This is a genomic window from Nitrosomonas sp., from assembly GCA_031316255.1.
Taxonomy (GTDB): domain Bacteria; phylum Pseudomonadota; class Gammaproteobacteria; order Burkholderiales; family Nitrosomonadaceae; genus Nitrosomonas.
In genome coordinates this window covers 162,654-183,587 of record JALDQW010000001.1, presented here as the reverse complement: position 1 = coordinate 183,587, position 20,934 = coordinate 162,654, and the positions used below count along the sequence as shown (strand labels likewise).

Below are 20,934 nucleotides of genomic sequence, written 5' to 3'. Positions count from 1 at the left end.
GTTTTATGGTTATGGCAAAGCCTCAATGTGCCATTTTTCTGGACTGCTTGGGTGATTCAATAGTGGACGATGTAAACCAAATTTCTTGAGATATTCATCTAATGTTCCGGCTTTTTTCGCTGTTAGTTTTAGTGTTAATCTATCTAAATGGCCGCTATTAAGGTCTGCTGCTACACCGTCTAAATGCTTTGAACGACCAGCGCCACATTTACACGGCTCGCCACACGGTGCTAAACCTGCAGAAACCATGGCTTTTCCTGAATTACCAATTTTTGCTGCAACTAATAATGATTTTACATTTTTTTCGGTAGCGGCTTGGTCGGGTTCAAACCCTTTTTTCCACTCAATTCCCTGTTTTATCGGAATACCATTGGCTTTTGTGCGTAGAAAATCACTAAAAACAATTGTGTTCCATGTAGTTTTAGCACTTGAAAAATGTGTCCATGAAATGGTTCTTTTACCTGCATCAACATTGGCTGGCTTGGTACTTTTATAAGCATTGTAGAGGAACATGTGGGCAACATGATGTTTTTGTTGCCATGCAACTGTTCTACCATTGTCTTTTGAAATTGTGATGCCGTATGTTTTTGAAGCATCGTCTAAAAATGCTTTTAAGCGTTGTTCGAATGTTTTTCCTTTAGGTTCGAACACTGTTACAGGTGTAGCAGTTCCCGTTGGTATTTGTGCCATAGTAAATCTTCCTATGCTGATTTCAATTAATGTAAATAGCGCGTAGTTTATTTGTTTCTTTGCTCAGGCCCATTAATATAATATGTTCAACATCACCTTCGCCACGTTTGAACAGGACAAGATTTAAGTCATTCCAGTTGCTTGATTGCTTTCCCAGTTCATCGGTAAATATGTCTAACGTAATACCCTCTGAAATGGATTCTTGACCTTCGATCACTATATTTTTCAATAATGGTGTCATATAGGTTGAGAACTCATATTTCGTTGACAAGACAATTTGATTGACTTTACCTAAAATAAATCCTCTGCCGTCATCAGCTGATTGCCATTCCTGCTCGCGCACTATCAGTGGTAGGCTGGTTAAGGTATACAAATTTTCCACCTTATTATCATTAATCGATGTACGAATCTTTAGTGCCTGTTCATTTACCGAAACGGTGCTATTGGAATTGCATGAAGTTGTTAAGATAGAAAATAGAAATAGAAAAATACAAGCTGTTGAAGATGAGATTTTAGACATTCTATTTTTTCCTTTATTTTAAAAGCAGAGTCCGTTTAACTTTACGAAGCAATATTGAATCGACCCGGTTTTTCTGGAGATTTTTAAGCTTGAGTCAGACCACATAAACCGACAACTTCAGTTGGTAATAATATGTCATTTCAAATTCTGCCGGTGGAATATTTCCGATCGATTCCAGTAAACGATGATTGTTGAACCAGCCAACCTATTCCAAGGCAACAAATTCAACTTCATCAATATTGCGCTAGGGTTCGCGATAATGAATGATCTCTGTTTTATATAGTCCATTAATCGTTTCTGTCAGTGCATTGTCATAAGCATCACCAGCTCAGTTCTCAGTGGCGTTGTCACGATTCTGTCACGTTACGAATTCGGGGAATACGACTGGGTCTGACTTATTCGATTACTCTGAGATGGCCTACCATCCAACCGACCCCCAACCATGAAGTCCGGCGATCAGTGGCATCAGCGGTAAGTCCAAGAAAAGTATGGCTCCCCGACCAGGGCTCGAGCCTGGGACCTGCGGATTAATAACCCTAATTTAGCACTGTTTCAAACTGCGCCCGGTTAATCTCAATTATTTATAAATAAAAGTTGTGATAATCTGATCTATATAATCTTTTAATAGTCACTGTAATTTCCTTAAATTTTATGGAATTAACTAATTTTCTCAGTCGTATAATTGGCGCGGTTGGTACGCTTATTACTGGGTGGTATGTGATTGACCCTACAAAACAACCAATTTTTGAAGTGATCTTACTAGTAGTAATTCTAGGTTTTGTGGCATTAATTATGTTTTACGATGCTTGGAATGTTTTTAGACATCTCAGAAAAACATATAAACAGAATAGTCCCAGAATTACAGCTGATTTATGTGAGAAAATAAAAGAAGCAGGTCGCATAGCAATATTTTCTAGAGATATTAGCTGGGTTATTCCCGGCAATCGAGAGTGGAGGTGTCAGGTCCATAATCAATAATTTCTGTTTTTGCGAGAGTGGAGGTGTCAGGTCCATAATCAATAATTTCTGTTTTTGTGAACAATAGTCCCAAAAGTAGTTCTTATTTTCTTCATTAGCGATTCCAAGTCCTGCTAGTTCTGTTGCATTGAATAAGGATGCAATCACCGTATTGGAAGAACAGGTCGGAAAGCATCAGCAATACTGTTTTACGTAGCGCGGCAATCCTATCCGTTGGGACTTGACCAATGTGGCCTGGGTTAACGCGATAACCTTAATCATAAATTACATTTGCATTGAGCATTTCTTATAATGTTTTTGTGGTTATTGTGGTCATGTTTCTTGAGTTTGAAGAATTTAAATGATGCTGATTTTGAAATCCAGGAAGCCTGATTTTTAAATTGACTGCAAGGTGACTACACTACTTTCATTCTGCCATGCTGAGGCCCAAAATGGGTGCAACTGAAACAGAATTTTGAACACCCTCTTCACGCATTGACAGTTCCTGGAACCGACGTTCTTTCTTATGGGCGCCTCTAAAAATTCAGAGTTTTAAACAAGACGAGGTCAGTTTTTGTTGATAGCAAAAAATATTGTCGCAGCATATGATTGATATGTAAGGAGATATTTTTTGTGAACAACAAGGTATTGTGACAAAATATGAATTTTTAGAGATGCTCTTATTACCCTTGAGGAAAGAGTTTCCCAGGGTTCAGAATATTATTGGGATCGAACAACGATTTAATATCCTTCATCAGTCCGAGTGTCGATGGATCAATTTCCTTGGCAATAAAATCGCGCTTTTCGCTGCCAATCCCATGCTCGCCGGACAGGGTGCCATTCAAACGAATCACCAGATCAAAAATTTTGTCCAGGCACTGCGCTGCGCGGGCGGCTTCATCGGTATCATCGGGATTGATCAGCAGGTTTACATGGATATTGCCGTTGCCGGCATGGCCAAAGTTGACATTGGCGATTTGGTACTGGTGACTGAGTTGCGCCAATGTATTTAAAAACTCGGGCAGTGTATTGACGGGCACCACCACGTCCTCGTTAATTTTTTTTGGCGCAATTTCGCGTAACAGGGGCGATAGCGCTTTGCGTGCTTTCCAGAGTGCCGCGATGTTTTCGGCCCGGCTGGCTTGTATCAGGCCGTCCGTTTTGCAGGCATCAAGGATGGCGGAAATGGTTGCAGCAAGCTCATTTTCAGAGCCATCCGCTTCAATCATGAGCATGGCATTCGCCTGTTGCGGCAGCATATCGGGATAACGGTTGCGTATCAGGTTTAGTGATCCGGTATCCAGAAATTCCAGTGCGCTCGGAAGCTGAGGCAGTGACATGATTTGTACAATTGCCTGAGTGCAACTGTTTAAATCATGAAAATAAGCGGTTATCCCTGCAACAGCGCCAGGTAACGCAGTGAGCTTTAGCGTTGCTTCTGTGATTACGGCCAGGGTGCCTTCCGAGCCAATGAGCAGGCGTGTCAGATCGTAACCGACAACGCCTTTGGTGGTATAACATCCCGTTCTGATGATATTACCCGCAGCTGTTACGGCCTTGAGTCCCAGCACGTGGTCGCGCGTTGTACCGTATTTTACGGCGTGCGGGCCACCGGCGCTGGTGGCAATATTGCCGCCGATACTGGAATACATGGCGCTTGATGGATCCGGTGGCCAGAAAAAACCATAAGGTTTGGCAGTGTCTTGTACGGTCTGATTTAGCACGCCTGGTTCCGCAACAAGGACGCGATTGGCGATGTCAACGGAAATGATTTTGAGCATGCGCTCCAATGACAAGGCGATTCCACCCTGTTCAGGAATGCTGCCGCCAGCGGTGCCTGTTCCGCGTCCACGGGGTACCAGCGGTACTTTGTATTGATTGCACAGGGAAACTATCGCCTGGACTTCGCTTGTGCTGAGTGGAAAGACAACAGCCTGAGGCGGGAAAACTTTGCGGCTGTTGTCGTAGCCATAGGTATAGCAATCCACGGGATCGGTATAAAGCCGGTCAGGCGGCAACATTTTTTTTAGCGCGGATACGAATTCGGCGGACAACATGCTTTTTATTTGCGTACGATTCTTGTAAATTCAAATTTTCCGCTAATTACTACTTGTTTACTGCCTGTCCCTAGTTGATATACTCGAAAACTCTGACGACTTTTGCAACGCCAGAAGTTGAACTTGCAATTTCCGTAGCGCTATCGGCTTCTTCGCGTTTTACCATGCCAAGCAGGAATACGATGCCTTTTTCAGTGACGATTTTGACGTGATTGATCTGGAACTTACCCGAAGCAAGAAAACGGCTTTTGACTTTTGAAGTAATGTAAGTGTCCTTGCTGCGGGAGGCCAATGTGCTTTTTTCGCCGATTGTAATCTCATTGATTATATTGCGGACGTTTTCGATACTCCTGACCAGTCTGCCTGCTTCTTCCTTCATTGCTTCATTGGGTGCTTCTCCGGTGAGTAGCACGATACGATTAAAACTGGTCACGTTGACATGAAGCTGATTACCCAGTTGTTCGTAAATGCGCCGCGAACTTTTTAATTCGATCGATTCATCTTCGATGAAGATGCCACTGGTTCTGCGGTCTTCTGTAACCATTGCCGTTGTACCGGCACCCGTGCCAACACCGACAGCAACCAGAGGCGCGCAACCGGCGAGCAATGGAAGCAAAAAAACCAGAAAAAAACATTTGTTTTTGTAGATAAATTGCATTACGTCGTCTCCTGACATTTCTATGATTTTATGTTTGATAATACAATAAAATGAACTGAAGCAATAAACTAAAGCATGATGGGAAAGACTGTGAATGACAGCCAATTTTAAATCCGGTTTGCGATTGTTTCAGCCGGATTGAGATATTGATGTTTCTGATAAATAAGTGACTTCGTGATCAATCGGAGTGCGTCAACGGCATTCTAAATTTATGGAAGCGCCCTCTATTTTTTAAAGGCGCCATGCCGCTATAAATTTCTTGTGGTGGAAATCTTGGAATCTCTTTTATTGGAAACGCCAGCATGTTTATTGAAGAAACGGGATAAATTCATTTGTGTATGTTATTGAACCCGTCTAATAAATATGGCAACATGCGCGGTAAATACTTAAAATAAATTAACACTATGACATATCTTGCAAAATTAAAAATCATTTCGCTGCTGTCACTGGGCATTTTTCTTACGGGTTGCGCTTCCATGAATAGTCAGGAGAACCCGGATCCGTTTGAATCGATGAATCGTGCTGTTTTCGATTTCAATGAAATGGTCGATGACAATGTGATCGAGCCGGTAGCCAGAAACTATAAACGTTTTGTACCTCAACCCATACAACTGGTTGTCGGTAATGCATTCTCAAACGCGAACGACGTGGTAGTGACTGCAAATTCGATTTTGCAACTGAATTTTGAAAGTGCTGCAGCGAGTGCAACACGCTTCGTGATTAATACGACGTTTGGTTTGTTTGGTGCGATTGATATTGCCAGCGATATAAGTGCGGCAAGCGATATTAACCTGAACAAACGAAATGAAGATTTTGGCCAAACGATGGGGCATTATGGTGTAGCTACGGGACCTTACCTGGTGATTCCATTAATGGGGCCGAGTACGATTAGAGATGCCGTTGGCATGGGTGTCGATAGTCTAGTTGCGCATCCTGTTACGACAATTGTCTATCTAAACAGTGTCGATGTGCTCGATGCTGCGGTTAGAACGCCGGTTGCGGTTGGTATGTCGCTTGATGCGCGTGCGAAGTTACTCGACGTTGATAAAACGATGGAAGAAGCCGCGCTGGATAAGTATGAGTTTGTTCGGGATGCTTATTTGCAGCGCCGGGACAGTCTGGTTAAAAACGAAGACATTGAATTAAAAGATTAAATTATAAGATCAGATTGAATAATGATCGTTTGTTTCCGCTTGCCGATTATAGTATTCATGTGAACCGAAAAAACAAGGCACGCTCAGATAAGGAAATTTTCTGAGCGTGCTTTTTTATTCAAATTTTGCATTATTGGTTTTTGGGCGGATTCATGTGGAAATATCAACATCGGTAGAAAGCAATCGCTATCAATTGTTTTGATAAAAAAATGGTCTGAGACGCAAGTTTAGAGATGGAAGAATGAAAAAATATCAATGCAACATATGTGGTTATATGTACGATGAAGCGGTTGGTGACCCCGCGCATGGCATTTTGGCAGGTACACGCTGGGAGGATATTCCTGAGAGCTGGACTTGTCCTGAATGCGGTGTTTATAAAGCAGATTTCGAGATGGTGGAGATTTAGGGTATGGGTCATTCAGTGATCATTATTGGAAGTGGACTTGCCGGTTACGCAGTGGCGCGAGAACTAAGAAGATTGACCGTCGATCAACCAGTTATACTGCTTTCAGCCGATCATGCCGGCTTTTATTCCAAGCCGATGTTGTCCAATGCACTGACAACAGGGAAGACACCCGAGTCTATCATCAATAGTGATGCGGAGAAAATGGCTGCTCAGTTAAATATAACGATACGGTCAAATACGCATGTCACAGGAATTGATAAGGCGAATCGATCGATTCTACTGGCGAATCAGGAACAGTTGTTGTATAGCAAACTTGTATTAGCCATAGGCGCAGACCAGGTGCGTCTTCCTTTTCAGGGAAGTGGTGCAGATAAAATTCTAACGGTTAATGATGTTGACGATTACCGGCATTTCCGTGATGTGCTGATTGATAAGAAAAAGGTTGCCATTATTGGGGCTGGGTTGATTGGCTGTGAGTTTGCCAATGATTTGGCGTCTGCGGGTTATCAGGTTGATGTGATTGATATTGCAGCGCAGCCTCTGGGGCGGCTACTGCCGCCTGAAGCGGGTGCTTATCTGAAGAAAAAACTGGAAGCTGTCGGCGTGGTGTTTCATCTGGATGCCAAAACTCAGTGTGTTGAGCAAACTGATGACCGGCTGTGCCTGGTTTTGGCAAGTGGTGAAAAAATAACAGCAGATATCGTGTTGTCTTCAGTGGGATTGACGCCGCGTATCAAGATGGCGCAAGAAGCCGGATTAAGTGTTAATCGTGGTATTGTGGTTGATCAAATGTTGCAGTCAAGCGATGAATATATCTATGCTCTGGGCGATTGCGCAGAAGTGTGCGGCAAGGTGCTGCCGTTTGTGATGCCCATAACGCATGCGGCGCGCGCCCTTGCAGCGACGCTGGCGGGTAATCCCACAGCGGTCAAATATCCTGCCATGCCGGTTCTGGTTAAAACACCGGCCTGCCCAACCATTGTGTCACCGCCCGAGGCTGGCTCAGCAGGCAAATGGCAGGTTGAACAGGATGAGGACGGCGTAAAGGCGCTTTTTCTGGATGATTCAGGCGGCCTGTTGGGATTTGCGCTGCTGGGTAAAGCAACACAAGAGAAAAACGATCTGGTTGCCAAATTGCCCTCCGTTCTGGATTGATTACGTTTTTAAAATTTTGGCGATATGAAATTCTTATTTGATTTATTCCCGGTTATACTGTTTTTTATCGCGTTTAAAACCCATGATATTTTTGTAGCAACAGCTGTTGCCATAGGGGCGACTTTTGTCCAGATCGGCTGGGTCTGGTATCGACATCGCAAAGTGGATAACATGCTGTGGATCAGTTTGGTTCTGATCATCTTATTTGGTGGCGCTACACTGCTTTTTCAGGATGAAACATTTATAAAATGGAAACCGACCGTACTGTACTGGTTGTTTGCCATTATTTTGTGGGTGTCCAGTCTGGTGTTTGGCAAGAATCTTATTCGTATCATGCTGGGAAAACAAATTGAGTTGCCATCTATGGTGTGGCAAAAGCTGAATATGAGCTGGGTTGTTTTTTTTATATTTATGGGATGTGTTAATCTATACATCGCGTTCAGCTTTTCGGTGGATACCTGGGTGACATTCAAACTGTTTGGCTCGACGGGGTTGATGCTGGTTTTTGTGGTATTGCAAATTGCTATGTTGAGAAAACATCTGAATACAGCGGTACCATCAATGCCCGAAGATCGCGTTATGGAAGAAAAACCGCTTCAAGAGAATATTGAAAATAAAATAAACAAAGATTAACATGCTATACGTTATTTATGGTCAGGATGTGCCTGACAGTCTTGAGCGCAGGATGACAGCGCGGCCTGCTCATCTTGAACGGTTGAGGGATTTGCAGGATGCCGGGCGATTGGTGCTTGCCGGTCCTTTTCCTGCAATAGATAATGCTGACCCGGGGCCGGCAGGTTTTTCCGGTAGTCTTATTGTGGCAGAATTCGAGTCATTGGAGGCGGCAAAAACATGGGCCAACGCGGATCCCTATGTAGCAGCAGGTGTTTATCGTGCTGTTTCAGTCAGTCCTTTCAAGAAAGTGTTCCCCGAGTAAAAAAATCAGGTTTGTGATGTATTTATCGTCTTAAAAGCGTATACTTAGCGACATTATATTATCCAAATTATACATAAAGGAAATTTCATGCGTTTGACCAAATTTTCCCAAATTTTAATGATTGGTTCTTTTGCTTTAACAGCCATGACGGTTCAAGCACAGTCGGCTGGAACAATGGCGACGGTGAATGGTGTGAACATACCACAATCACGTCTCGATTTAATGGTCAAGGCGAGCGCCATGCAGGGACAGGAAGATGGTCCTGAATTGAGAAAAGCATTGCGAGAAAATCTGATTACAGAAGAAATACTGGCCCAGGAAGCGGTGAGAAAAGGGCTCGATAAAAAACCGGATGTCATGGCGCAAGTTGAAATTGCCAAACAGGCGGCATTGATTCGTGCATTCCAGGCGGACTATATCGAAAACAACAAGGTAGGCGATGATACCTTGAAAAGGGAATACGATATGCTAAAAGTCCAAATGGGGGACAGGGAATACAGAGCACGCCATATCCTTGTGGAAAAAGAAAGTGAGGCCAGGGATATTATCGCGAACTTAAAAAAAGGCGGTGATTTTGCCAAGATTGCTGCCGAGAAATCAATCGATGAAGGCAGTAAAATGAGTGGCGGTGATCTTAACTGGAGTCCTTCCGCAGCCTATGTCAGACCATTTGCTGAAGCTTTGGCAGGGCTTGAAAAAGGAAAATTGACCAACGATCCTGTGCATACCTCTTTTGGATGGCATGTTATTGAATTAATCGATACGCGTCCGATGGATGTTCCACCATTTGAAGAAGTAAAACAGAACATTCAACAACGTGTTTTGCAGCGTGAATTTGCAGCATATGTTCAGGAATTGCGCAGCAAAGCAAGAGTTGAGTAGTTTTCTGGATAATTTGTTAAAGGGCACCTCTAAAAATTCAGCCTTTTAAACAAGACGAGGCCAGTTCTTGTTGATAGCAAAAAATATTGACGCAGCATATGATTGATATGTGAGGTGATATTTTTTGTGAACAACGACGTATTGTGACGAAAGGGGTAAGCAGGCAATCCGCTTTGCGGATGCTCGCAAATATGGATTTTTAGAGTTGCCCTAAAGCTGAATAGGGGTGGGGTGGTCCTGATAGTTTTTTTTCGATACGACCATTTCCACTCGCGTTGATAGCGAACTGAGCAGTTCATAGCTGATTGTTTCAGCAGCACCTGCAATTTTTTCTACGGGCAAACCCTGCCCCCATAGTATTACCGGGCTTCCAACCCGGACATTATCTGTATCTGTCAAATCGACTGCAAGCATATCCATAGATACTTTACCGATTAATCGGCATATTTGATTATTTACAAGTACTGGTGCGCCGGTAGGTGCATGGCGCGGATAACCGTCTGCGTAGCCGCAAGCAACAATTCCAATTCGCATGGGCTTTTCTGCCTGAAAACTGCCGCTATAACCTACGATGTCGCCTGTTTTAAGATGATGGGTTGCAATAATTTTGCTGACTAGCGTCATTACAGGTTTTAATTTGAAATCGGCGGCTGAATATGTTGCGAAAGGTGATGCGCCGTACAACATCAACCCCGGACGTATCCAATCCCGGTGCGCCTTTGGGTAACGAATAATTGCAGCTGAATTGGCTAGAGAACAGGGCCTTAGCATTTGCCGGGTGACCTGATCAAATCGCTGCAATTGATGACGGAAACGCGCATTGTTTACTGTGCCATCGGCTGTTGCAAAATGCGTCATTACGGTTATTTGCGATATGGCTGGATTGTTGGAGAGTTTATTAAAAATATCGAAAAACTGCTCTGGAGAAAATCCCAGGCGGTTCATTCCGGTATTGATTTTCAGAAAAACCCCCAGCCCGCGATGCTTGCAGTTTGATAACATGGCAATCTGTTCATGATGATGAATGACAGCACTCAATCTGTATTTCTCAAACAAAGCAAGTTCCTGCGTAGAAAAGAAGCCTTCAAGCAGCAAAATTGGATGACTAAAACCTGCTTCTCGCAAACATATTGCTGCTTCCAGTTCAAGCAATGCGAAACCGTCCACATTTTTCAAGGCGTGTGCCGTATGCAACAACCCGTGTCCGTAGGCATTAGCTTTGACGACAGCCATGATTCGTGCATTGGGTGCATATTGGCGGGTGATTGACAGGTTATGCCTTAAGGCTTCTAGGTCGATATAAGCTTGAATGGGGCGAGGCATCATGTTTTTTGGTTTCGGGAAATTTGAAGAAATATTTTTTTGGCAAGGATCGCGTCGAGTCAATTCATAAGCTGAGCAAAATGAACGTATGGGCATATGCCCACAAAGTCCTGTTTGCCGAGTCTGTTCGAATTGATATATCTGCAATAATCATGACACAAAAGAACATTATGATAATCCATATTCCTATTTTTTCGAATTTTTGATGATTTATGTTTTACGACTTTACACTGTTTCATGGTATAAACCACTTCTAGTGATCAGCTTATTACATATTTTAAAAAAACAATAAGATTAGTAGAGGAACAATTTGAACCGCGGTTTTTATACCATTATGGCTGCGCAATTTTTCTCTTCCCTTGCGGATAATGCGCTGCTGGTTGTTGCCATTGCTTTATTGATCGATTTGCATGCACCCGACTTTCTCACACCGTTGCTCAAATTTGTTTTTGTATTGTTTTACGTTATTCTCGCGCCATTTGTTGGCGCATTTGCTGATTCCATGCCCAAGGGACGGGTCATGTTCATCAGCAATTCCATCAAAATTATAGGGTGTGGCTTATTATTTGTTGCGATGCATCAATATTCTGCACTGGCTGCATATGCCGTGGTTGGACTCGGTGCCGCCGCCTATTCTCCGGCCAAATACGGCATATTAACCGAACTGCTGCCGCCGGAAAAACTGGTCATAGCGAATGGCTGGATAGAAGGATTAACCGTTGCATCAATTGTGCTAGGTACCATGTTGGGGGGTATTTTAATTACGCCGGTTGTTTCTCAGGTGTTGCTTTCGACAAATTTACCTTTTGTACATACAGCGACAGAAGTCAGCATTTTAATTGTGGCTGTAATTTACCTGATTGCAGCAATTTTCAATCTATTTATTCCGAATACCGGTATTGATCATCGTATTCCCAACAAAAATCCGTTTTATCTGATACATGAATTTGCTCACTGTGTGAAATTGCTGTGGACAGACAAACTGGGACAGATTTCATTGGCGGTTACCACATTATTTTGGGGTGCAGGTGCGACACTGCAGTTTATTGTCATAAAGTGGGCGGAAGTGGCATTGGATTTTCCGTTGAATAAAGCGGCGCAGTTGCAGGGCGTTGTTGCATTGGGAATCGCCATTGGCGCTGTTATGGCAGCACGCGCAGTGTCGTTGAAGAAATCCTTGTCTGTTCTTCCACTTGGCTTTGCAACAGGATTGGTGGTTGTGATTATGATATTTGTTCATGATCTGTGGACGGCAATCTTTCTCTTAATTTTGATTGGGGGTATGGCCGGATTTTTTGTGGTGCCCATGAATGCCTTGTTACAGCATCGGGGTTATATTTTAATGGGGGCGGGCCATTCTATCGCGGTACAAAATTTCAATGAAAATCTGGGCATAATGATGATGCTAACGTTCTATGCGTTATTGATTTTTTTCGATGTACATATCGATGTCGTCATTGTGTTGTTTGGACTGTTCATGTCGGGCACTATGGCACTGATCCGCAAATGGCATGCATACAATCAGAGTATTGAAGATTCGCTGCATTTGATTGGTACACGGAAGCTGCACAGGCGCTGAGTATTTCGAAGACCAAGTCTTTCAATAACGATCAAGAAAATGATTGTGCTGATGAGAGAAAAACCGTCTGTATAAGGATGGGTTGAAATTTTAGCGTATTCCCCCACGTAGTGTTCAGTGACCTACTTTGGGAGAAATCAATGCGTTTTGACAAATTAACTACAAAATTTCAGCAGGCGCTGGCCGATGCGCAGAGTATTGCAGTCGGGCAGGATCATGCCTATATTGAACCCAGCCACCTGTTGCTCGCATTATTGCAGCAGGATGATGGCGCAACAGTATCGTTATTGCAGCGTTGTGGGACAAATGTTGCCCCGTTACGCGAAGCCCTGAAAGAAAACATTCAACGCTTACCCAAGATTGAAGGAACTGGCGGTGAAGTCAATCTGTCGCGGAATTTGGCCAGCCTGCTCAATCTGGCGGATAAAGAAGCGCAAAAACGCGGAGACCAGTTTATTGCTTCGGAAATGTTTTTGCTGGCATCACTCAAGGATAAGGGCGAAGCCGGTGCGTTGCTAAAAGAACATGGCGCCAGTTACGAAGCATTGGATCGGGCGATTATTGCAGTGCGAGGCGGCGAACAGGTTAATAGTGCGGAAGCAGAAAGCAGTCGGGAAGCGCTCAAAAAGTATACGCTTGATCTGACCGAACGCGCCCGCCAGGGGAAACTGGACCCCGTTATTGGTCGTGACGATGAAATTCGTCGCGCCATACAGGTATTACAGCGGCGCACGAAAAACAATCCGGTTTTAATCGGTGAACCCGGTGTTGGGAAAACCGCCATAGTGGAAGGCCTTGCACAGCGGATTATTAATGGCGAAGTACCTGAAAACCTTAAAAACAAACGCGTGCTGTCGCTGGATATGGCCGCATTGCTTGCGGGCGCCAAATATCGTGGAGAATTTGAAGAGCGACTGAAGTCCGTGCTGAAGGAGTTGGCGCAGGATGAGGGAAACACAATCGTTTTTATCGATGAGTTGCATACCATGGTGGGCGCTGGCAAGGCTGAAGGCGCCATAGATGCTGGCAATATGCTCAAGCCTGCCTTGGCGCGTGGCGAACTGCATTGTGTGGGTGCAACGACGCTGGATGAGTATCGCAAATATATTGAGAAAGATGCTGCATTGGAAAGAAGATTCCAGAAAGTTCTGGTAGCGGAGCCGACTGTTGATGCGACCATCGCCATTTTGCGTGGCTTGCAGGAAAAATATGAAGTTCATCACGGGGTCGATATCACCGATCCTGCTATTGTTGCTGCAGCCGAATTATCCAATCGTTATATCACGGACCGTTTTCTCCCTGACAAGGCGATAGACCTGATCGACGAGGCGGCTGCGCGTATCCGTATGGAAATTGACTCCAAGCCGGAAGCGATGGACAAGCTCGACAGGCGTCTGATACAACTCAAGATTGAACGTGAAGCGATTAAGAGAGAACAAGACGAAGCGTCACTTAAACGGCTTCAACTGCTTGAGGAAGAAATTGCGCAAAAGGAACGCGAATATGCTGATCTGGAGGAAATCTGGAAAACGGAAAAATCCCAGATTCAGGGCTCCCAGCATGTCAAGGAGGAAATCGAAAAGGTTAAGCTGGAGATAGACGCAGCTACGCGTAAAGGCGACTGGCAAAAAGTATCAGAACTGCAATATGGGCGGCTACCGCAATTGGAATCGCAGTTGAGGTCACAGGAGGGTTCAAAGCAAAAAACCGAAACTGAGAAACCCAAGTTGCTGCGGACACAAGTCGGTGCCGAGGAAATTGCGGAAGTCGTTTCCCGGGCGACGGGAATACCGGTTTCCAAGATGATGCAGGGTGAACGTGAAAAACTGTTGTTTATGGAAAGCAAACTGCATGAGCGGGTTGTTGGTCAGGATGAAGCCGTGCGCTTGATTTCGGACGCGATACGCCGTTCACGCGCCGGTCTGGCCGATCCAAACCGTCCCTATGGCTCGTTCTTGTTTCTTGGGCCCACCGGTGTCGGCAAGACTGAGTTATGCAAGGCGCTGGCCGGCTTTCTGTTTGATTCTGAAGACCACCTGATTCGTGTGGATATGTCCGAGTTCATGGAAAAGCATTCCGTGGCGCGCTTGATTGGCGCACCGCCCGGCTATGTGGGGTACGAGGAGGGCGGCTATCTGACGGAAATTGTGCGCAGAAAACCTTATGCAGTCATTCTTCTGGATGAGGTTGAAAAAGCGCATCCGGATGTGTTCAATGTGTTGCTACAAGTGCTTGACGATGGCCGCATGACCGACGGTCAGGGCAGAACCGTCGATTTCAAGAATACGGTTATCGTCATGACGTCTAATCTGGGTTCACATATGATTCAGGAAATGCATGGACAGGATTACCGGATGATTAAGGATGCGGTAATGGGTGAAGTGAAGACACATTTCCGTCCGGAATTTGTCAATCGTATTGACGAAGTGGTCGTGTTTCACGCGCTTGATGAGAAACATATCAAATCGATCGCACAGATACAGTTACAGTATCTTGAAAAAAGACTGGCTGCTTTGGATATGCAGTTACGGGTCAGTGAAGCTGCGCTTGCCGAACTGTCGCAAGTCGGTTTTGACCCTGTTTTTGGTGCGCGCCCGCTTAAACGTGCGATTCAGGCGCAAATTGAAAATCCGCTGGCCAAGGAAATTCTTGAAGGGCATTTTGCGGCCAAAGACGCAATTAAGGTTGATTATGTGGATGATGCCATGAAGTTTTCCAAGTCGAACCAGAACACGCGTTCATAGCCTGCTTCTGAAAAAAAGTGTTCTACACTTGATGCAATGACATAATCGATAATTTGTGTTTAAAAGAAATGATGATATTCAGGGAAAGCATATCTGCATGGTCAGTTTCAGGTAAAATATATGATTTTCACTGGATAGATAGTCATGTTTAAAGGTAGCTTGGTTGCCATCGTGACGCCGATGTTTGAAGATGGCAAATTAGACCTGGAAAGCTTTCGTGCCCTTATCGACTTCCATATAGAGCAGGGCACTGACGGCATTGTTGTTGTCGGTACGACCGGTGAATCACCTACTGTAGACTTTGAAGAACATCATCTGTTGATGCAAACTGCAGTTGATCATTCAGCCGGGCGTATTCCCATTATTGCCGGTACAGGTGCAAATTCAACGCGGGAAGCTATCGATTTGTCTGTTTATGCAAAAGATTCAGGCGTTGATGCCTGTCTGTCCGTAGCGCCCTATTACAACAAGCCGACCCAGGAAGGGTTGTATCAGCATTTCAAGGCGATTGCTGAAGCGGTTGATATTCAGCACATTCTATACAACGTGCCGGGTAGAACCGTGGCCGATATCGCCAATGAAACCACCCTGCGGTTGGCGCAAATTCCGAATATAATCGGCATCAAGGATGCAACCGGCGATATCGGGCGTGGAAGCGATCTACTGCGCCGGGCACCGGCGGGTTTTTTGATATTGAGTGGCGATGATATCAGTGCATTGGCGTTAATGTTGCTTGGCGGGCATGGCGTTATTTCCGTGACCGCTAATGTTGCACCGAGGCAGATGCACGACATGTGCCAGGCGGCGGTAACAGGCGATTTTAAAACAGCGCGGACGATTAATAACAAACTTATGCGCTTGCATACGGACTTGTTTGTTGAGGCGAATCCGATTCCGGTTAAATGGGCGGTAGCTGAAATGGGACTTATCGGCAAGGGAATTCGTTTGCCGTTAACCCCATTTTCTGACCAGCACCATCAACTTGTCCGGGATGCCATGCGTTTGGCCCAGATACAGGATTGAAAGGAATAAAATGTCAAATATACGGCGGCTAAATGTAATCATGTTCTCTATGGTAATGACGTTTTTAATGACGGTTTCGGGTTGCACGTTATTTCCGGAGCAAAAACAGATCGATTACAAATCTGCCGGCAGAATGCCGCCACTGGATGTGCCGCCCGATTTGATAGCTCCCACGGCTGACGAACGCTTTTCCATACCGGATTCAGGAACGACATTTTCCACATACAGCAATGAACGTGGTATTAGGCCAGATGCCGGTACTTCTTCCTTATTGCCGATGTCGGTACAGGACGTTCATATAGAGCGGTCGGGAACACAGCGTTGGCTGGTTATTCCGCAACCGCCTGAGTCGGTCTGGCCTGTCGTCAAAGAATTCTGGCAGGAGCTGGGTTTTCTCATCAAACAGGAAATACCGGAAGCTGGAATCATGGAAACGGACTGGGCGGAAAACCGTGCCAAAATACCGCAGGATCCGATCCGCAACGTTCTTTCGAAATTTCTGGATTTTATTTACTCGACGGCCGAGCGCGATAAATTCAGAACGCGACTAGAGCGTACCGAAATGGGAACGACAGAGATCTATATCAGCCACCGTGGCATGGATGAGGTGCTGGAAGGGGGCGCCACAAATCGCTCCGTCTGGCAGCCGCGACGATCCGACCCGGAACTCGAAGCCGAAATGCTGGCGCGTTTGATGATGCGTTTTGGTGTAGAAGAAGAGCGTGCTAGATTTGAGTTAGCCACTTCGGGTGGCAGTGTTCAGGAAAGAGCCTTTATCGACAGAGAAGCAGGCAATACATTGATTGTCAATGAGGCATTTGATCGCTCATGGCGGCGTGTTGGCCTTGCACTGGACCGCATTGGTTTTACGGTCGAAGATCGAAACCGCCTGGACGGCGTTTATTTTGTTCGATATGTTAATCCCGATACTGACAGCTTCAAAAAGGGCGATGATGAAGGCCTTTTGTCAGGAATCATGTTTTGGAGAAGCAAAGATAATACTGATGCCAGGGCCGCCAAGTATCATATTCGGGTCAAGGAAATAGGCACCAGTAGCAGCCACGTTTCCATATTGAATGAAGACGATACACCTGTTAGTCAATCTGTTGCGAGCAGCATTCTTAAATTGTTGCATGAGCAGTTGAGATAACCAGGGTTTTGGCAACGCGACCTTAAACTACAGCCTGAAACTAAAAAACCGCCGATAGGCGGTTTTGAAAGGCTTCATATAAAATATGAGATACTTTCTTATTTGTTTTCAGCTTCAGCAATTGCTTTTTCAAAGTTTTCTTGTTCAGTAACAGGCAGCGCTTGTCCACCTGGGCCACCACATGCTGCTAAAAAGAAAGATGCCAAAACCAATGCTAGAAGAATTTGTTTCATTATTGAATTTTCCTTATTAAAATTAAAAGTTCGAGAACAAAGCAGCATATCGACTTAATTCCAAATACTCAAGCAGTTTAAACAATAATATCTTTCATTAATGATCGATATATTAATGCTACCCTGCCTAGTATAAATCTTTTAGGAGCAATATACTAGCCAGAAGTAGACCCCAATTTTTGGGCAGATAGCTTAGGAATTATTTTCCATGTACCAAACTATCTCTTGTCGCTTCACTGTTGCGAATATTAGGCGCGATATCTTCAAGTGTATTGGTGTGCATTTTTAATGCAATAATCGATATGACAGTGTGAGTCAATTCAGATTTGAGCCAGTTCTTTCCATGATTTCGCAAGGACCATCCGAGTGGCTTGCTTATGACTGAGTAAGCGAAAAACCCAAGTTATCCATGATTAATACGCCATGATCCGTTTTATTGAAAATAAATTTTATCGAATGAAGCTTACCGAATTTCTCGATGTCACCATCAAAATCAGTCAATGGGTATTCGAATGATTCTAGCGATGGCTCCCAGCTGTCACCCCAATATTTGTTCAAAGATTTTAATTTCATAAAATTGATTTTCAGCCTCGGGGCAATTTTCTTGACTGCATCGGAAGAAATACTTAACCGGTTATTCCGCGCATCTGTCAATTGAATGGTAAAGTTAAGCTCACCTTTACTATCATCATTGAGATCATTTTCCCCAGTATAATTACCTTTATTGTTAACTCCCAGTTCTCCAGGGTTCCCGGCCGCCATGGATAACAGTAACGATTCAACTTTCTGAAGGTCCATGGGGTTGTCCAGGATTATTTCGTAACTCTTATCATGCTTGTTAGTATCTGCTCTTGAATCCCAGCCCAGAATCAGGGCGTTATTCTCCTGGGTATTCATATCTCTGAATTGCAGCGGTTCTTCTCGCCATATTTCCAGATTCAGCGCCTTAATAATTCCCAGTTTTGCGGTAGTCAAATCAATATCTTCCTCAAAATCAGCGATAATTAGATTTTTCGAATCTTTGAAATTATTAAGATAAATCGTTGGCGGCACCCAGTCCCGGATAACGGATGCGTTTTTGAATATCGGTAAATATTCCTTCTTCCGATTAAAAATCGTTTCTGCAAACGCTGAAATATATACTTTTGCTATCTGCCTTTGTTCTTCGGCTGCGATCACCGAATTGACATCGAGTAACCAGCTAAAGGGCAGCTTGAGGTCTTTGTCTCCCCATACGGTATTGAATTGACTATGGTTCGCCCGATGTATATACAAACCGGCGTTGAACCAGTAATTATTGTCTGTAAATTCAATGCGTTGATACTGGCGGAAACCGAAAAAACTGGCTTGATCACTGTCATGCGATCCATGCAAGCTTAAATAGTTGATATTTTTCAGCGCCATTCGCCTGAAATACCGTGTGTCTGTCGGCGCGATCTCGACAATTCCTATAATGTTGAAATTAAAATCAAACTCCAGATTAGCATTATCCGGAAAAAAGGAAAGTGTGTTAAACGATGCCGCTATAGCAACGGCCTCGCCACCTCTGCTATGTCCGATTAAAATAATTTCGTCTATTTTTATTTTTCCGAATAAATCATGAAATTTGTCTTGATTCCAGCTTCTCCATTGTTCCAGATGTTTCAGTAATAACCATCCTCGCACCGGCATTTCCTGTCCTTTGAAATCACCCGACCAGGTTGCATTAACAAAATTCTGATCGACAGAAACGACAATGAATCCCCGGCTCGCAAGTAATTCTCCCAGATAAGCGTAGCCTTGATCCGAGAATTTCTCCATACTGCTGTTGCCATGAACAATAAGAATTAATGGAAACGGTCCATCGCCTTCCGGCATCCATACGCTCCCATTGATCGGAAATTCATCCAGACCGAATCCCCAGAATTTTTCACGCCATTTTGCTTTCGATCCGTGCCAGGCATAAAGAATCGATGAAGCATCGACGGGTTCTGTACGATACTGGACATTACCCCGAAATTCGAATCTTTGCTTGTCCGTACCGCTGCCATAGGTAAAATTCTTGACGGAAGAATCCCCGGCCAAGGATGGGTTTTCGATATTCGTTAATTGAGAAACATTTATTTGTTGAAAGTCCGTATCAGACTGATTATTCCCTGTCGATGTCATCCAGTGAATGCCGAAGATATTAATTCCCATTCCCACAACAAACATCATGGCGTAGGGCCAGGCAAGCCGAAATGGTTTTTTGAGCGGCCTGTTGTTAATGAAATAATTCAGCGATCCAAAAATAAAAACCTGTGCGATAACACCCAAGCCTATTACGGGATAATATACCGATTCCGGAAAGAAAAATCCGCCTTCCGGAAATAAAAATCCACCTAGTCTGATGAGATGAAAAGAAGCAAAAGCGGCGAGTAGAATTGCAAATAGCGAGACGGGAATTTTGTTGAGACCAAGTCGCAGACCGGTAAACAGGAAACGGAAGAATATAAACAACAGGAATGATGCAAGCGCAAAAGCGGCGCCCATCAGATACGAATTGATCGCGGTATCAAAAAAGTAGCCGGCCAGAAAGGCTATGAATAGAATCAGAACAACAATTCCATTCAACGCGCCAACCCAGAACACGTTATCAGGATGACTTTGCAAATGAGTATGTTTCAGAAAACTTTTCACTACTATATATTTTTATTTAATAAGTCATTTAATATTTACTAGCCCGTGACCATAATCCACTTTTGCGAGTAGTATATGGCAGGACGCATGGCGCGCAGGATACGAGAAAACAAACAATGCAAGACTCGGTACAACCAGAAACCGCAAAATTTCACAGCCCCTAGTACGCTATTAATTTGATATTGCCGGCTTCAGTGTGCATGGCAAGGTGTGCCTTCCAGGAAATGGTCGTTCTATTGCCAAAAGGCACACCGTATTTGGGCGATTATTAGCTCATGGGTGGGCAAAGTGCTACGGACCGGCGACCATTCAGGTACTACGCAACTTGCCGAGCGGCGTGGTGGGGCATAATTACAATGCCAATGATTTTGTCAAAAGATCTACTTTCTGTCTCTCTACGAGACACGCTTGAATTCAATTGCCCGTACTATTTCACATGGCGACGGAATTGTACTGAAGAGAATTACTCCTGGTGTTAATCCTGAATAAAAACGGCTCCTGATAACTGGCAGGAGCCGTTTGATGGTTAATTAACCAATTATTGTTTGCCGGCGGGAGCGCCCAGTCTTTCGCCTGAATCAGGATCTTCATACAAGCTTGGTGGATATTGACCTGGTTTTCCTTCACCGCCACCGCAACCGACTAAAAACAGCGCAAATATTGCTGCAATAAACAAAGAGTATTTCATGTTTAAAATCTCCTATTTTTAAAAAATTTATGACGAATTAAATTTGTGTTAAACAGCTCTTCTGTCCTTCTCATATTGAAAGACCATAAACTTAATACCAGATTAAAATAACGCTGTCTA

General features: G+C 44.2%; 18 protein-coding genes and 1 pseudogene. 11 read left to right on the top strand and 8 right to left on the bottom strand.

Annotated features, from left to right (window positions below):
- Nucleotides 1-9: 9 nt before the first annotated feature.
- The 3 genes and pseudogenes from MRK00_00855 to MRK00_00845 form a co-directional block, all read right to left on the bottom strand.
- A complete protein-coding gene (locus tag MRK00_00855) occupies nt 10-690 on the bottom strand; it encodes a hypothetical protein (protein MDR4515939.1) in 681 nt (226 codons plus the stop codon).
- Nucleotides 691-712: 22 nt separating this feature from the next.
- Entirely contained in the window at nt 713-1,210 is a 498-nt protein-coding gene (locus tag MRK00_00850; GenBank protein ID MDR4515938.1) for a hypothetical protein, read from the bottom strand.
- 94 nt (nt 1,211-1,304) lie between these two features.
- Nucleotides 1,305-1,535 (bottom strand): annotated as a pseudogene (locus MRK00_00845) (integrase core domain-containing protein).
- 326 nt (nt 1,536-1,861) lie between these two features.
- On the opposite strand from MRK00_00845, the gene MRK00_00840 reads away from it, so the two are divergent.
- Nucleotides 1,862-2,188 (top strand): hypothetical protein, encoded by a 327-nt coding sequence (locus MRK00_00840; GenBank protein ID MDR4515937.1) that lies wholly within the window; start codon nt 1,862-1,864, stop codon nt 2,186-2,188.
- 662 nt (nt 2,189-2,850) lie between these two features.
- On the opposite strand, the gene MRK00_00835 is transcribed toward MRK00_00840, so the two are convergent.
- Nucleotides 2,851-4,224: an FAD-binding protein gene (locus MRK00_00835; protein ID MDR4515936.1), complete on the bottom strand. Its 1,374-nt coding sequence runs from the start codon at nt 4,222-4,224 to the stop codon at nt 2,851-2,853.
- A 70-nt stretch (nt 4,225-4,294) separates the two neighbouring features.
- The gene (locus MRK00_00830) at nt 4,295-4,882 is read right to left on the bottom strand and encodes a BON domain-containing protein (protein MDR4515935.1); all 588 of its coding nucleotides are present in this window, start codon (nt 4,880-4,882) and stop codon (nt 4,295-4,297) included.
- A 404-nt stretch (nt 4,883-5,286) separates the two neighbouring features.
- Here MRK00_00830 and MRK00_00825 point away from each other — a divergent pair, with 404 nt between their 5' ends.
- From MRK00_00825 to MRK00_00800, 6 genes are all read left to right on the top strand, one after another.
- Entirely contained in the window at nt 5,287-6,036 is a 750-nt protein-coding gene (locus tag MRK00_00825) for a VacJ family lipoprotein (GenBank protein MDR4515934.1), read from the top strand.
- A gap of 241 nt (nt 6,037-6,277) precedes the next feature.
- Nucleotides 6,278-6,442 carry a rubredoxin gene (locus MRK00_00820; protein MDR4515933.1) on the top strand — a complete coding sequence of 55 codons (165 nt, stop codon included), beginning with the start codon at nt 6,278-6,280 and terminating at the stop codon, nt 6,440-6,442.
- Between the two features lie 3 nt (nt 6,443-6,445).
- Nucleotides 6,446-7,597, top strand: coding sequence for an FAD-dependent oxidoreductase (locus MRK00_00815; protein MDR4515932.1), 1,152 nt, complete (start codon nt 6,446-6,448; stop codon nt 7,595-7,597).
- 24 nt (nt 7,598-7,621) lie between these two features.
- Nucleotides 7,622-8,230, top strand: coding sequence for a septation protein A (locus MRK00_00810; protein MDR4515931.1), 609 nt, complete (start codon nt 7,622-7,624; stop codon nt 8,228-8,230).
- A gap of 1 nt (nt 8,231) precedes the next feature.
- Nucleotides 8,232-8,534, top strand: coding sequence for a YciI family protein (locus tag MRK00_00805; protein MDR4515930.1), 303 nt, complete (start codon nt 8,232-8,234; stop codon nt 8,532-8,534).
- An 87-nt stretch (nt 8,535-8,621) separates the two neighbouring features.
- Nucleotides 8,622-9,416: a peptidylprolyl isomerase gene (locus MRK00_00800; protein ID MDR4515929.1), complete on the top strand. Its 795-nt coding sequence runs from the start codon at nt 8,622-8,624 to the stop codon at nt 9,414-9,416.
- A gap of 210 nt (nt 9,417-9,626) precedes the next feature.
- Here the strand turns inward: MRK00_00800 and alr are convergent, their stop codons facing one another.
- Nucleotides 9,627-10,739, bottom strand: coding sequence for an alanine racemase (gene alr / locus MRK00_00795; GenBank protein MDR4515928.1), 1,113 nt, complete (start codon nt 10,737-10,739; stop codon nt 9,627-9,629).
- A 310-nt stretch (nt 10,740-11,049) separates the two neighbouring features.
- On the opposite strand from alr, the gene lplT reads away from it, so the two are divergent.
- From lplT to bamC, 4 genes are all read left to right on the top strand, one after another.
- Nucleotides 11,050-12,318, top strand: a complete 1,269-nt coding sequence (lplT, locus tag MRK00_00790) for a lysophospholipid transporter LplT (protein MDR4515927.1) — start codon at nt 11,050-11,052, stop codon at nt 12,316-12,318.
- 140 nt (nt 12,319-12,458) lie between these two features.
- Nucleotides 12,459-15,062 carry an ATP-dependent chaperone ClpB gene (clpB, locus tag MRK00_00785; protein ID MDR4515926.1) on the top strand — a complete coding sequence of 868 codons (2,604 nt, stop codon included), beginning with the start codon at nt 12,459-12,461 and terminating at the stop codon, nt 15,060-15,062.
- Nucleotides 15,063-15,206: 144 nt separating this feature from the next.
- On the top strand, nt 15,207-16,085 hold the full coding sequence (dapA, locus tag MRK00_00780) for a 4-hydroxy-tetrahydrodipicolinate synthase (GenBank protein MDR4515925.1): 879 nt from the start codon (nt 15,207-15,209) through the stop codon (nt 16,083-16,085).
- 10 nt (nt 16,086-16,095) lie between these two features.
- Nucleotides 16,096-17,235: an outer membrane protein assembly factor BamC gene (gene bamC, locus MRK00_00775; protein MDR4515924.1), complete on the top strand. Its 1,140-nt coding sequence runs from the start codon at nt 16,096-16,098 to the stop codon at nt 17,233-17,235.
- Between the two features lie 608 nt (nt 17,236-17,843).
- Here bamC and MRK00_00770 read toward each other — a convergent pair.
- Together MRK00_00770 and MRK00_00765 are read right to left on the bottom strand one after the other, a co-directional pair.
- Nucleotides 17,844-20,126, bottom strand: coding sequence for a hypothetical protein (locus MRK00_00770; GenBank protein MDR4515923.1), 2,283 nt, complete (start codon nt 20,124-20,126; stop codon nt 17,844-17,846).
- Nucleotides 20,127-20,664: 538 nt separating this feature from the next.
- Nucleotides 20,665-20,814: a hypothetical protein gene (locus MRK00_00765; protein ID MDR4515922.1), complete on the bottom strand. Its 150-nt coding sequence runs from the start codon at nt 20,812-20,814 to the stop codon at nt 20,665-20,667.
- Between the last annotated feature and the right edge of the window lie 120 nt (nt 20,815-20,934).